Source organism: Paenibacillus thalictri, from assembly GCF_004307995.1.
GTDB classification, from domain to species: Bacteria; Bacillota; Bacilli; order Paenibacillales; family NBRC-103111; genus Paenibacillus_AF; species Paenibacillus_AF thalictri.
Genome location: NZ_SIRE01000008.1, coordinates 117,647 through 131,843, shown reverse-complemented (window position 1 = coordinate 131,843; position 14,197 = coordinate 117,647). Strand labels below are relative to the sequence as shown.

Annotated in this window: 12 protein-coding genes; all 12 read right to left on the bottom strand. The window is 53.3% G+C overall.

The window, feature by feature from the left end; all coding sequences use genetic code 11:
* Positions 1–77: 77 nt before the first annotated feature.
* Complete coding sequence (locus tag EYB31_RS12410; protein WP_131013653.1) at positions 78–1,523, bottom strand: sulfatase family protein; 1,446 nt, start codon at positions 1,521–1,523, stop codon at positions 78–80.
* Between the two features lie 96 nt (positions 1,524–1,619).
* On the bottom strand, positions 1,620–2,819 hold the full coding sequence (locus EYB31_RS12405; protein WP_131013652.1) for an ROK family transcriptional regulator: 1,200 nt from the start codon (positions 2,817–2,819) through the stop codon (positions 1,620–1,622).
* A 231-nt stretch (positions 2,820–3,050) separates the two neighbouring features.
* Complete coding sequence (locus EYB31_RS12400) at positions 3,051–4,379, bottom strand: ABC transporter substrate-binding protein (protein WP_131013651.1); 1,329 nt, start codon at positions 4,377–4,379, stop codon at positions 3,051–3,053.
* 103 nt (positions 4,380–4,482) lie between these two features.
* The gene (locus EYB31_RS12395) at positions 4,483–5,313 is read right to left on the bottom strand and encodes a carbohydrate ABC transporter permease (protein WP_131013650.1); all 831 of its coding nucleotides are present in this window, start codon (positions 5,311–5,313) and stop codon (positions 4,483–4,485) included.
* A gap of 19 nt (positions 5,314–5,332) precedes the next feature.
* Positions 5,333–6,241 (bottom strand): carbohydrate ABC transporter permease, encoded by a 909-nt coding sequence (locus tag EYB31_RS12390; RefSeq protein ID WP_131013649.1) that lies wholly within the window; start codon positions 6,239–6,241, stop codon positions 5,333–5,335.
* Between the two features lie 167 nt (positions 6,242–6,408).
* Complete coding sequence (locus tag EYB31_RS12385) at positions 6,409–7,371, bottom strand: ROK family protein (protein ID WP_131013648.1); 963 nt, start codon at positions 7,369–7,371, stop codon at positions 6,409–6,411.
* Positions 7,372–7,507: 136 nt separating this feature from the next.
* The gene (locus EYB31_RS12380; RefSeq protein WP_131013647.1) at positions 7,508–8,491 is read right to left on the bottom strand and encodes a Gfo/Idh/MocA family protein; all 984 of its coding nucleotides are present in this window, start codon (positions 8,489–8,491) and stop codon (positions 7,508–7,510) included.
* Positions 8,484–9,635 (bottom strand): Gfo/Idh/MocA family protein, encoded by a 1,152-nt coding sequence (locus EYB31_RS12375; protein WP_165452375.1) that lies wholly within the window; start codon positions 9,633–9,635, stop codon positions 8,484–8,486. Before EYB31_RS12375 ends, EYB31_RS12380 begins: the two co-directional genes overlap by 8 nt.
* A gap of 32 nt (positions 9,636–9,667) precedes the next feature.
* Positions 9,668–10,771, bottom strand: a complete 1,104-nt coding sequence (locus EYB31_RS12370) for a Gfo/Idh/MocA family protein (RefSeq protein ID WP_131013645.1) — start codon at positions 10,769–10,771, stop codon at positions 9,668–9,670.
* Positions 10,772–10,926: 155 nt separating this feature from the next.
* Positions 10,927–11,688, bottom strand: coding sequence for a glucosamine-6-phosphate deaminase (nagB, locus tag EYB31_RS12365; protein ID WP_240762369.1), 762 nt, complete (start codon positions 11,686–11,688; stop codon positions 10,927–10,929).
* A gap of 65 nt (positions 11,689–11,753) precedes the next feature.
* The gene (locus tag EYB31_RS12360) at positions 11,754–12,806 is read right to left on the bottom strand and encodes an aldose 1-epimerase family protein (RefSeq protein ID WP_165452374.1); all 1,053 of its coding nucleotides are present in this window, start codon (positions 12,804–12,806) and stop codon (positions 11,754–11,756) included.
* A gap of 21 nt (positions 12,807–12,827) precedes the next feature.
* A complete protein-coding gene (locus EYB31_RS12355) occupies positions 12,828–14,024 on the bottom strand; it encodes an ROK family transcriptional regulator (protein ID WP_165452373.1) in 1,197 nt (398 codons plus the stop codon).
* Between the last annotated feature and the right edge of the window lie 173 nt (positions 14,025–14,197).

The window sequence follows — 14,197 nt, the reverse complement described above, 5'->3', positions numbered from 1 at the left end:
CGGTCTGTCTCGTTGCAAGTGCTTCCCCTCGCCGTTATGACCTGCTCCTTGTTTCCAGCCCTTCATTCACATGTGCGTTAACGCGCATATTTGTCCGCCAATGCGTCCGCATGTTGGTTCCAGCCGGCTCTTTGCAGTCTTCCGATCCACTGCTCCGGCTGCATATAACGGAAAGGCCCGCCGGTTCGGATAATGTCCTGCATCGGATCGCTCTCCCTGCCGCTTTTGGCCAAATTAGCTTGTTCCCACTCGGTCAGCCGGGTCTGCATCAGTTCAACGATGTCCGGGTGGCGGTCGGCGACATTAGCGGTTTGATGCGGGTCGTTCTCCAGATCGTAAAGCACGACTTCAGGAAAATCATAAAATCCTTCATGATACGTGCGGATAAAATACCACTTATGATCGCGCACCGCCCTCTGACAAGCATATAACGCGTGTTCCAGCACGATATAGTCGTGGCCCTCCAGCTCTTCGCCTTTTAATGCCGGCAAAAAGGACGAACCGTCCCAGCCTGTTGGCACGGGTAATCCGAGCAGTTCGGCTACCGTAGCCATCACGTCCACGTTATAGATCAAATCGCTGTTGACGTGTCCGGGTTTGGTCACGCCGGGAATTTTGACGATCAGCGGAATGTGATGCACCGCTTCGGTGGCCATGCCGTGCTCCATGTAAACGCCCTGCTCGCCGAAAGATTCCGCATGGTCCGCGCTAATAATAAAACATATTTCATCAGCGATCCCGAGCTCCCGATAGGCCTCCACGAGCTCTCCGACAAACTTGTCCATGTAGGAAATGCCGCCGTCATAACCGTCGATCAGCTTTTTGAAATCGCGGCGTTCGGCAATCTCCAACGGCATCGTATCCTTCGGAATTTTGCTGTAATCGTCCGACCAATGCAGGAACGTCGCGGAACGCGGATGCGAATTGCTGCGGTGCTCACGGATCGTCTCCTCGTCCGGAAATGCGGGAGCCGGTTCGTCCGCGAACTGCTCCGCATACTGCTTCGGATACGTATATCTTGCATGCGGATCCCAATATTGAATGTGCAAAAAGTAGTTGTCTTCGAGTCCATGCTGCTTGATCCACGGGATCACCGCGGCGTTCACTTCATGCGCGTCTTCGTTGCCGCCTTTGAGCGAATGCGTATGAATTTCATTCCATCCGGCAAAGTACCACCAGGCGTGATGGCGGTCGCCAAACGAGGAGAAAGTGATCGTCCGGTAGTCCGCCTGACGCAAATAACGGGTGAAAAACGGCAGCTCCGTACTATGAAAGTCGCCTTCCGGATAATGAAACTGGCCGCCTGTCCCCCAATGCGTCAAAGCACCGTGGTTGATGCCAAACCGGCCGGACATAAAACTGGCTCGCGACGGGACGCAAGGTGACGCCGCGCAATACACATGATTGAAACGAACCCCTTGCTCCGCAATTTTATCGATATTGGGCGTCGTATTGCGTGTATACCCATAACTCCCGATATGATCCGGCCTGATCGAATCAATGTCCAAATAAATAATTCGCATTCTTTGACCTCCCCGTTATTCGTTAGCGGGACCGGAGTCCGCCATTAACTTATTTTCATAGTGAAATTATATGACTAAAAAAACTTCGCCGTTGCGCTACAGCAGCGAATAAAGCGAAAAAGCGTCGTCAATGACTTGAGCGGCAGCTCCCAGCACAATGACCTCTTGCAATTCCGAGACGACAATCGGCGTTTTTGGAGCGCTGCTTTTGGCTTCCCTTGCTTCGATCGTTCGTTTAATTTCATCGACAATGATCGGATGACACGTCCCCAGCTTGCCGCCAACGATGATCATGTCCGGGGCAAAATGCTGAATGACGTTGGAAATGCCGATGCCCAAATACGTACCCGTTTCCTCCAGCTGCTTTTGGGCCAAAACGGAACCTTGACGACAGGCGGAGACGATATCCGCAAGCTCAATCTCATCAATCTCCTTGGCAAAATAGCGCAGCTCGTCGCGGCCTTCCACTTTCAGCTTTTTCTTCATCTTCTCGACGATACGCAGCACGGACACCAGCGTTTCCAAACAGCCGTAATTGCCGCATGTGCACAACTCGCCGTAAATATCGACGGTGGTATGGGCAATTTCACCCGCTTTTCCGCCCAATCCCCGGTACAAATTGTCGCGAATGATGATGCCGCTGCCAATCCCGATTTCCGCCAAAACATAAATGAGATTGGTTGTCCCGCGCCCTTTGCCGAACCATTTCTCGGCCAGAGCGGCCACGTTGGCGTTGTTGTCGATAATGACCGGATAAGGGATGACTTCCTCCAGCAGCGTGCGCAGCGGAATTTTTTTCTCCCCGTAAAAATTAGATGGGGAGATGAAGCCTTCTTTCGTTTCGTGCAGCCAGCCGGGAATACCGACGCCAACGCCGAGCAGCCGGGAATCGTCTACCTTCGCTTCCTGAAGCAGCTGGCCCGTCGTTTCCCGCAAGTAGCTCATCACATCCGCTATTTTGTCACCCTTGGACATTTCTTTCATTTTGAAATTAATCATGCTGCCGTCAAGATCGACCAGCGCCGTATGAACGACGTTTCTTCCGATTTCCACGCCGATGGCATAATAGCATTTCGGATCCAAAGCAAGCATCACCTGCCGCCGTCCGCGATGTGACGGGACGGTTCCCAGCTCCTTGATGATCCCCTCCTGCTGCAGCTCCTCAATGATCCGGGTAATCGTCGGCTGCGGGATGTCCATCTTCTCCGATATTTCCTTGCGTGAGATCGGCCCGTTCTCACGAATGAACTTGATCACTTTTTTGATATTCAGTTCTTTTCCGACATGCAAAACCATCCGTTATGTCCCCTTCGTTATTCAACCTGCCAAATTCGCAATGTGACGGCGGTGACCGGCACAATGGCTGCGGTACAACGCTCCATAATCTCTTGGTTTCATCTTACTAAACTTGGCAATGAAAGTCTATGAACGGCTTGGGACGGCGGATGACAATAGGGTCGCAGGCCGGCCTGCCGCCGGTTTAAAGATACCGAAGACCGCACAGCTAACCGTTGAAAAGTTCCGCCTTTATTTGCCGCCTCCGAGCAGCTTGTTTACCTCTTGTGCGGCCTCATCCAGTGCTTGCTGCGGCGATTCTTTGCCGTACATCGCTTTGACGATCGCTTTGGAAATCGTTGTGCCGACCCTTGTATAGCTATCTGTAGGCGGAGGTGCGACCGCAAACTTCAGCATCTCGGAGAACGGCTGAACAAGCGGCGTCTTTTTCACATAATCTTGATATTCCTTCGTATCCAGCGTAGATTGCTGGGTCGGCAAGCTGCCCATTCCGATGTTCCAAGCCGCCGAATTTTCCGGCTGCAGCAGCCATGCCATAAAGTCGTAAGCTCCGTCTTTGTTTTTGCCTGCTGCAGGAATGGTCAAATACCAGCCGCCCAAATACGAAGCCGCTTTCTCGCGCTTAGGCAGCACGGCGGTTTTGGTCACAAACGGAAAGTCCTTGGACTGCGTAATCCAAAGCGGGAAACCGATGAACATGCCGATTTTACCGGTAGCAAACGTCTGAGTGATCAAGTTTTCATCCATTTGCTGAAGCGGCGTCACTTTATGTTTTTGCACCAAATCGACCCACAGCTGCAGCGCTTCGACGCCCGGCTTGGAGTTAAACGCCGCATGCTTCATATCCGGGGTGAAATAATCGCCTCCGGCCTGCCATAAAAACGGTGCCCACAAGTTGTTCGTAAACAATACTTCCTTGGTCGGCAGTAGCAGGCCCCATTGGCCTTTGGCCGGATCGGTCAGCTTTTTGGCGTATTCGACGATTTCCTCCCACGACTCCGGTGCTCTTGTCAGTCCCGCCTGTTTAAACAAATCTTCGTTGTAATATAAAGCCGCAACGCCACCGCTGATCGGCACGCCCCACATTTCGTTGTCCTTCATCACGACAGGACGCAAGCTTTCGAAAAATTGCTCGCGGATCACTTTTTTCTCTTTATCTTTGGCGAGTTGGTCAATCGACATTAAACCTTTGGAGCCGCTTAACTGCGCGATATCCGGCGGACCTGCGGTATACAGATCGGGCGGAGAACCGGCGGCGATGGAAGTCGTTATTTTCTCGATCCGCTGATCCGGCGGCACAAACGTAGCCTTGACGTTATATTTGTTTTGCGATTCGTTGTATTTCTTCACCAAAGTTTGCACAACTCCACCGTTTGCTCCGGCCAACGCGTAGAGGAACTCGACGTTAGTTTTGGCTGCAGGCGCCGTTTCGCTTTTATTCCCGGCTTCGCTTTTGCCGGTGCTGCTTTTGTTTTCCTTTGGATCGGCGCTGCTGCCGCAAGCCGATAACAACGATGTGGAGGCGAGACAAACCGCAAGCGCCCATTTCATCTGTTTCATACAATTCACCCCAGTTTTATAGTAAGGAAGCTTTGAGCGAAGCCCTTTCGATGAGGCACACACATTCGTACTTTTCGTGCCTTTACGATAACTTTGATTCCTTCTACCCTTTCACTCCTGAAGAAACGGAGCCCTGCACAAAAAACTTCTGGAACACGGTGTATACGACAAAAATCGGAATCGACGACAACACGGTCGCTGCCATCAGCATCGGCCACTGCATGAGAAATTCGCTTTTGATCAACGCAAGCCCAACCTGAATGGTTCTCATCTCCGTTGATGTCGTCATGACAAGCGGCCAGAAGAAGTCGTTCCACACATAGGTGAAGTTAAAAATAACGACACTGGCGATCGCCGGCTTCGAGATCGGAAGGATTACTTTCAGCAATGTTTGTATACGGCTGCAGCCGTCCAAATTCGCCGCTTCCTCCAAATCCTTCGGAATGGAGAACAAAAAATTGCGGATCAAGAACACGGCAAACGGGTACACCAGAAACGGCACGATCAGCGCTTGATACGAATTGACCCACCCAAATGTTTTCATCAGCAAAAAGCTCGGCACCATCGTCGCCTGGTGCGGGATCAGCATCGTGCCCAGCACGATCAGGAATATCGTTTTGCGTCCCGGAAAATGCATCCGCGACAACGCATATCCTGCCAGCAGCGAAGTGACGGCGACACCTGCGGTGGATAAAACGCTGACAAACAGCGAATTAAACAAGTAACGCCATAACATCGCCTTCTCGAAAGCGTCAGCATAATTTTCCAGGCGAAACGCCTGCGGGATAATGCTCAGGCCCGAAGTAAAAGCCTCCTTCTGGCTTTTAAAGGACGTCGAAACCATCCACAAGAACGGAAAAAGCGTCAGGATCCCCGTTGCATAAGCGGTAATGTAGAGGAAAAACGTTTTTCGGCCTTGACCTTTGTCAACCAAAGCCACCCCTTCTTTCGTGTTAAAAATCGATTTTTTTGTCCATCATTTTGAACTGGACCAGCGTGACCAGGAACATGATGATGAACAGAACGAAGCCGATAGCGCTGGCATAACCCATTTCGAAATGCTGGAAGCCCACTTCGTAAAGGTAATACACGATCACGCTTGTGCTGCCGAGCGGACCGCCCGACGTCATGACATACACCTGCGCGAACACTTGAAACGCATGAATTACGGTCATTATCAGCACAAGCATGGTCGCCGGCATCAGCAAAGGCCAGGTGATATGTATAAATTGCTTGGCCCCCGTCGCTCCGTCAATGGCTGCAGCTTCGTAATAATCTCCGGAGATGCCTTGCAGCGCCGCCAAATAAATGACTGCATAATAGCCCATGTTTTTCCATACACTCATGATGATAATCGAGCTCATCGCCCAGTCCGGATCGTCCAGCCATTGCGGTGCGGTTAAGCCCACCGCTTTAAACAGCTGCGTCAGCGGGCCGATTTGCGGATCAAACAAATACCCCCAAATCATCGCCGCAGCAATCATCGAAACGACTACCGGCGAGTAAAAAAAGCCGCGAATAAGCACGATGCCACGAATTTTCCGGTTCAGCAGCATCGCGATAGCCAGGGCTGCTACGACCGATAAAACGGTTTTGCCGACGGTAAAATACAAGGTGTGGTAGACCGATTGAATAAACTCGTTGTCTTCCAGCATCCGGGTATAATTGCTGAAGCCAATAAATTTCTTATCCGGATCAACCATGTTCCACTCGAAAAAACTTAAATATATAATGTAAAAGAGCGGGAACAGCATAAAAATGGCCGTCCACAACAACACGGGAGATAAAAACAAATACCCCGACAACGTCTCCGGCAAACTATACCCGTACCTCTTCAGCTGCGCCTGCCATCTTTGTTTCATGCTCTCACCTCCTTTCTATTTTAATTTCACTATGAATATAATTATGGTGATTTCACCGAGAAATCCTCGTCCGCACTAACGCGAACGGGATAGTGAACATACATAAATCATACCATTCACTTTATTTAATTTCAATATGAATTTAATTATTTAAACAAAAAACCAAATTACTTCCGCAGCTGCTTCTGATAGCTTACCAACGCCGCTGCGCCATACAGTCCGACATCGTCGCCAAGCTCCGCCATCACAAACGCCACATCGTTCATCCCCGGCTGCGATCGCTGCTTGGCCATATCCACCGCCGGCTGCAACAAGAAGTCCCCTGCTTTGCTGACGCCTCCGCCGATGACGACTTTTTGCGGATTAAATAAATTAATCATGTTAATTAACCCGATGCCCAAGTAAATGCGGGTTTGTTCCATGATCTCCATGGCGAGCCGGTCATTGTTCAGCGCAGCCGTAATGACTTCTTTGGCCGTCACCGGTCCCGTGATTTGCCGGAGCTGGCTGTCAGACGTTTCATTTGCTAATCTTTCGATGGCAATATCGGCGATCGCCGTCCCCGAAGCACATGCTTCCCAGCAGCCTCTGTTGCTGCAGCTGCACATTGGGCCGTACGGGTCGATAATCATATGTCCGACTTCCCCGGCACTGCCCTGCTCGCCGAGCAGCAGCCGCCCGTCGATCACAATGCCTGCGCCGATACCCGTGCTGATCGTCAAATAAATCATATTGTTGGTGCCGCGTCCGCTGCCGTACAGCCACTCGCCTAAAGCTGCGGCGTTAGCGTCGTTGTTTACATACACAGGCAGCCCAAATTCGCTGTGTACGATGTGCTGCAGCGGAATGTCAACCATCCCCGGCAAGGTGGAAGGGGACAATACGACGCCTGTAAAAGGATCCAGCGGACCGGGACAGCCGATGCCGATGCCTGTTATGTTTTCTCCGTGTCCTTGCTCCTGCGCATAAGAAACGACCCGCCTAATGCCTTCGATGATCCTGCCGATCACCGCCTCCGCCCCCTCATGGGCCAACGTTAAATCTTCATGTTTAAACAGCAGTCCTCCGGCTTCGTCAAACAACCCCGCTCTGATCTGCGTTCCTCCCAAATCAACACCAATAGTAAGCATAATGTGTTCCCTCCCCCGATATCGCATGTATTCTTGTTTGCGGATTGAACATTCTTCTAACAGGGCGGATCCTAGCGGATGCCAAGTATTCCGCCCCTTTTCCGCCCGCTGATCCGTGTTTGCCATCCGATCCGCTTTATAAGCGGACCGGCTTTTTCAAGCGAATCGACTCGTATGCGGCTAGCGCAATAACGGTGGAATTATAGCCGTCTTCCCCGGTAATGGCCACCGGCCGGTTTTCTCTGATGCAGCTAATAAAATCGTCGATCAGCAGTTCGTCTTTATTGTCGCCCCAATAACTCCACTCCGCATGATCGGTCGTTGCGCTATAAATCTCGTTGATTTGGGCAAAATAATCAAAAGAGATGACGCCATCCGTGCCAATTACTTCCATCGTCAAGTCGCGTTTATACGGAAAAGGATGTGTTCGCGACCAGCTTGCATCAAGGGCGGCAATAACCCCGTTGGCAAATTTCACATGCACCATACCCGCGTCGTCGATATCGGCGCCGTGAAACAAGCTGCCCGACTCCGCGTATACCTCCAACGCTTGGGAGCGGAGGATCCAGTTCAACAAATCCATCACATGTACCGTATGGTCGATCACCGCTCCGCCTCCGGACAATGTGCGGTCATTAAACCAACCGCCGATCATCTCCCCTTTATTGGTCGCTTTCACCGCCACCACCCGGCCGATCTCGCCACGTTCGATCGCCTGTTTGGCTTCTACAACCATCGGAATGTAACGGTTCGGAAAAGAAGTCATCAGTTGCACGCCGTTTTCCTCGCACGCTGCGATCATTTGACGCATCTCATCTTTGGAAAGGCCCAGCGGCTTTTCGCACAACACGTGTTTTTGGCGTTTGGCTGCGGCGATGGTCAGCTCGGCGTGGCGGGCATTTTCCGAACTGATGATGACCGCATCGGCGTCGCCGGCCAGCAGTTCGCGATAGTCGGCGTAATAAGGAAGCCCGTACTGCCGGATGTACGGCTCCACCCGCTCTTTGTTTTCATCGGCAATGCCCGTCAGTTCCACGTCGCTGCGCTGCGCCAATGCCTGCAAATAACTGACAGCATGGAGATGAGCAAAGCTGATCATGCCGATCTTCAGTTTACGCACGTTCGCCATCCCCCTTCCCATCATCAAGTTGATCAGCAGCAGCAAACGCCGCCATCTCTACCGGCTGCCCGCTCCGAATCGACTGTAACGCCGCATCCGTCACCTTCAACGTTTCGAGCACATCCGCCGCCGTTGACACCGGCTGTTGGCTATCCGTTATGCAGCTTAACAAATGAGTAAATTCGGCTACCTCGGGGTCGCGGAATGACGGACTGCTTTGGTGTTTGGCCTGCGCGTGTGCGCCCGCATGCCCCGTTTTATGGATGGAAAGCGCGTTTGTTTTACGGCTATCATAACGGATCACGCCTTTGGGGCCGGCATACTCGGCAGCGGATACGTATCCCCCGGGATAACCCCAATAAGCTTCGATGTTGGCGATCGCTCCGCATTGGAATTTCAGTGTCACCAGGACGTAATCCAAACCTTCGGCCACCGTGCGCATCGCGTAGACGCTGGCCACATCCCCCGCGATCCAGCGAAGATGGCCGATATCGGACAAAGCGAGCCGGTATAAAGCGCCGGCCGGAGCTTCTTGTCCTTCGGGTTCCTGCTGGCCGTTCGACCAGCGGATACTGTCCGTCCATGCCGCTTGATTGGCGCCCGGCTGGATAGCCGGCGACAGCGAAACCGAATCATCCGAGGCGGCGCCATACGAGATGGAATCGGCATGTTCGGACGGCAGCGGGCTGTAACGTTTGGCGTTGATCATGCCGATGCTGCCAATCGCACCGCCTGCGATGCGTTTTTTCACATCGGCGTTATGAAAATAAAACCGTTCCGGGTTCGTAAACAGCAGGCGCTTGGCGCTTGGCCCGGCGGCTGCCAACATGTCCCGCACATCCTGCAGCCGGGAAGCGGCCGGCAGTTCGGCAATCACATGCCGTCCTTGCTGCAATGCCTGTATCACGTGGCGCGCCTTGTTTTCCGGTTGTCTGGAGCAGACAAAGACAACTCCCTCGGGCACCGCTTCCAATAACGCCTCCAGCGAAGCAAACACAGAGCATCCGCAATGTGCTGCCAACTCTGCTGCCGCTTCTTGTGTTTCGTCAAATATGCCGGCGATTTGCGCTTGGCCCGTTTTCAGCAAATGCTGTGTATACCTCATCCCGGCTGCACCGGCTCCGGCCATAGCTATTTGGATCATAGTCATCCCCCTTAACTTGCGTTGTTGCGGAATTAAACCTTTTCCTCACTGCCGCCTGACAACGTCACCGCTTCCCCAGTCTCGGCCGAAACATAAATCGCTTCGAGTATTTGCTGCACGATAAGCGCCTGCTCCGGTTTGACAACGGGATCTTTACCGTTAATCAGCGCTTCGATCCAGAGGCGGGCTTCCAGCTCCGCCGGACTTTCTTCGCGGGTTTGGTAGAAAGGAATACCTTCGTTTTGCAGATGAATACGCGTCGTATACAACTTTCCGTACTTTTCGCCGTTGATCGTCAATCCGTCCCACATGTCGGCTCCGGCATCCGTGCCGCATAAAGTGACTTTCGCCGTTCCGTCGCGCACGATGTTTAACGCCCAACTGGCCTCCAGTGTCACCGTCGCCCCGTTCTCCATCGTAATCATCGCAAGCGCCGAATCTTCGACCGTGAACCGTGAAGGGTCCCACGACCCGTACGGATTGGCCGCATCGGCCATCTTCCCGAGTTGATAAAACGCGCTGCCCAGCACTTTTTTCGGCTTATAGTTATCCATCAGCCACAACGCCAAATCCAGCGAATGGGTGCCTATATCCAGCAGCGGCCCTCCGCCTTGCTTCTCTTTATCGAGGAAAGCCCCCCACGTCGGAACTCCCCGGCGGCGCAGCGCATGGGCTTTGCCCATATAAATATGGCCCAAATCGCCGCCCCGGCACATCCGGTACAAATATTGCGAATCGGGACGATAGCGATTATTGTAGCTGACCGTCAGCTTTTTGCCCGAACGTTTCGCCGCCTCCACCATTCTCCGCGCATCGGCCGACGTCTTGGCCATCGGTTTTTCGCACATCACATGTTTGCCCGCTTCCAAAGCCGCAATCGTAATTTCCGCATGTGTATCGTTAGCGGTGCAAACATGAACGACATCAATCGTACGGTCTTCGAGCAACCGGCGGTAGTCGGAAAATACTTTCGCATCGGTTGAACCAAACGTTTGTGCGGCCTGCCGGGCCTTATCTTCCGTGCGGTTGGCGAATGCCGCCAAGCTGACCTGCGGCAGTTTGGCCAGGCTGGGCATATGTTTGGCATGGGCAATCCCGCCGCAGCCGATGATGCCGACCCGCAACTCCTTTTCCATTTCGGGCACCCTCCTTTATCCGAAAAGCTGGCGCTTCTCCACAATCATTTCGCTCACTTCGCTACTTTTTCAGCGGCCTCCCTTTATAGGCGGGCTTGAATCAGGTGGGCAGAGTTCCGTCCGATTCCCCGATGTTCAGCGAAGCTGAAGCGAGATCACTTCACGCTCAGCAAAGCTGCCGCTTGCCTGTCGGCGATAACATGAACGTTCGGATGCAAGCGCAGTGCCGTCACCGGCACCTCTGTTGATACTCGGCCGTAAAACAACTGGCGCAGCGCCTCCGCCTTTGCGCTCCCGCTTGCCAACAGCATAATCGATTTCGCTTCCAGAATGGTCGCGATCCCCATCGTAACGGCTTGCAGCGGAACAAGGCTGGCGTTCTCGAAAAAACGCGCATTGTCTTCCACTGTCTCTTGTTTGAGCGAAACGAGACGAGTGCGCGAGGCAAAAGACGTACCCGGCTCATTAAAGCCTATGTGCCCGTTGCGGCCGACGCCTAGCACCTGCAGATCAAGTCCGCCCGACTCGCGGATAGCGGTTTCGTAACGCGCGCATTCCCGGATTATATCGTCAGCTTCCCCGTCTGGAATATCCCAGCTGAGCGGCTTTAATGAGTCATATACGTGCTGCTTCATAAATTGGTAAAAGCTTTGCGGATGCTGCCGGGAAAGCGGGTAATACTCGTCCAAGTTAAACACCGCCGTCCGCGACAAATCCGCGTGTCGGTCGCACAGCTGCGCGTACAAGCCGACCGGAGTCCCGCCGGTCGCCAACCCCAACACGCTGTCCGGGCGCTGCGCCAGCTGGCCCATCACGATGTCGCATGCAATACGCGACATGGCTGCGTAATCCTCGGTAACGATAAGATTCGGCGTATGTGTCGCCATGTTCTGCTGATCCTGATATACATCGTTCATATGATTTACCTGCCTGTCCAGTTGATTCTCAACATCGCTTCATATTCGCCGCAATGTCCCGTTAGTTATGTTAAAATTGCTTCCAATTGCGCTTCGATGCAAAATGTGTACGTTTTCCGCTCTCCCGGAGCAAGCATCGGCAGCGTTCCCCGTTCGCGGTGAACGGCCCGCCCTTCGGTAGTCGCATTGCCCGGCTCAATACCCAGCACATAGACGCCTTTGCCGGGATGTTTCCATTGCGTCAAATACGGACTTGCCGCTTTATCGTAATGGAGCTTGACCCGCAGCTTGTGCGCCAGGCCGTTATGCCAAATGCGATTGCTGATTTGTACTTGAACGCCGCCTTCGTGATCCGGCTGCACATCCTCGTGAACCATTACGGTCGGCTGACCGCACTCCAGCGGTGCGGGAAACCCGTTCCAGCCGTCTGTCGCGCCTTGCCCGTTGATCCATCTTTTGGGACCCGGCGGGATGTCGATGGAGCAGTTTTCCCCGATCAGCGGAAATCCGAAGTTAAAATGGTGCATCATCAAATGCACGGCCGGCTGATGTGATGCGTTTGTGACCGTATCGGTCAAATAAATCCGGTTTTCACCAAGCCGGGTCACAATGGTGCGCTCCAGGACCAGATTTTCGCCGGTTGCCGTACTTTCGCGCATGATACCGCGAAATATGAGCTCGTAACGTCCTTCATCGTCCCAGCGCCCTTCCGCCTGCAGCAGCTCGGCCGGCGTGGAGGAAATGCGCCCGTGCGGACCAAACGCCCGCCCCTCGTCTACGCTTGGCTTGCCCATCGTAGCCAGGCCGCAGGTAGCCAGCAAACCGCCTTCAAAGCTGCGGTTCCAATCGTCTTTTTCGTAAAAGTATGGAGCGACCGGCCCGTTCTGCGACATCCAAGCCAGCGGTATGCCAAACAACTCGCACATCCCGATATCGAAGGCCCGGCTTACCGCGATTTGAAACTGCAAACCCGAACCGTTGCGCACCTGAATAACCTCATTGCCCCGGCCTTTGCCCTGCAGCAGTTCCGTGCGCTGAAAGCCGGCCAGTTGGCGAATATCCGCGATATGTTCAATCAATTGCTCTTTATCGTGCAAACCGTAAACTCCCGGCATCATCCCACTCCTTAGCTGCATAATTTATTTCCAAATGACGCGATGGTATGTTTCGGAAAAAAAGTGCTTGCCGATCACTGCCGCCGCCCCTCTGACCTGCAGCTGCGCGGAGTTCTCGGAGAACCCGATCTTCACCCCGGCAGCGACGGCCGGCAGCGCCCTTGATTGGACGACCTCGACGATTTTCCGTTCCAGCTCCGGGCCGGCGTTTGTAATCTCGCCTTGGATAATCACCTGCTCCGGGTTAAACACGTTTAAAATGTTGGCGATCCCTACCCCAAGCCAATAACCGGTGTAATTGAACAATACATCGGCAATGGCGGGATCTCCCTCGCGGTACATGCGCAAAGCGGCGTCAAAATCAAGCTCGGCGTATTTCCCGTCCCGGCGCGACAGCTCTTCGCCAAAAGCGGTAAGCGACGCCAACGCGTCCCAGCAGCCGCGATTGCCGCAACGGCAAAGAGGGCCGGCATGATCGATGGTCGAGTGCGCCAAATTGACTGCGGCGTCAAAAGCTCCCCGGTATACCTCATTGTTGATAACAACTCCCGTCCCGATCCCGAGCCCAACGCTGACGCATACCAACGCGTCCCTGTACGTGCCGTTGCCGTGCAGCAGCTCGGCGTAAGTGCCAGCCCGGGCGTCGTTTTCGAGAAAAATCGGGATACCCAGACGTTCACCCATGTAATCGCCGATCGGCGCGTCGATCCACGGAATAGCTGCGGAGTAACGCATCATTCCCCGCTTCGTATCAACAAGCCCGCGAATGGCCATGCCGCAAGCGACAACAGGCTGCTGAATGCCTTGTTCACGTGCCTTATCCGTCAATTGGCGGATATCCTGCACAATCAGGTCCATCGTCTCGCGGTAATCGCTGTGCAAAGTAATTTTTTTCTTCACATAAAACAACACTTTGCCGACCAGATTTGTCAACGCGACCTCATAACGTTTGTTGTTGAAGGAAACGGCGGCAATCAGCGCCGCATCGGCTTGAAAATCAAGCAGAATCGGCCGCTTGCCTCCGGCTTCCGTGGAATCGCCCCGGCCGGTTTCAACAACCAGCCCTTCCTTGATCAGCTCGTCGACCAGCGACGATACGGCGGGTTTGCTTAAGCCCAGCGAGGCGGATATTTCCGCGCGCGAGCAAACGCCGCTTCTGATCGTTTTTAATATGCTCAGCCGGTTAAGTTCTTTCATATCGTTTTTACTTATCGTCTTCATCGTTAGCATTCACTCGGCCTTCTCAGTACCTTCTTTGTACGGTAATTGTATCGCTCACTTCAGGTTAGTTAACAAAACTTACAAACTTCCACGTAAGTTATTTTACCTTACTAACCGCAGAAGTCAATACTTTCGGCGATACTTTAGCGCAAGAAGTCCGATGACATATGACG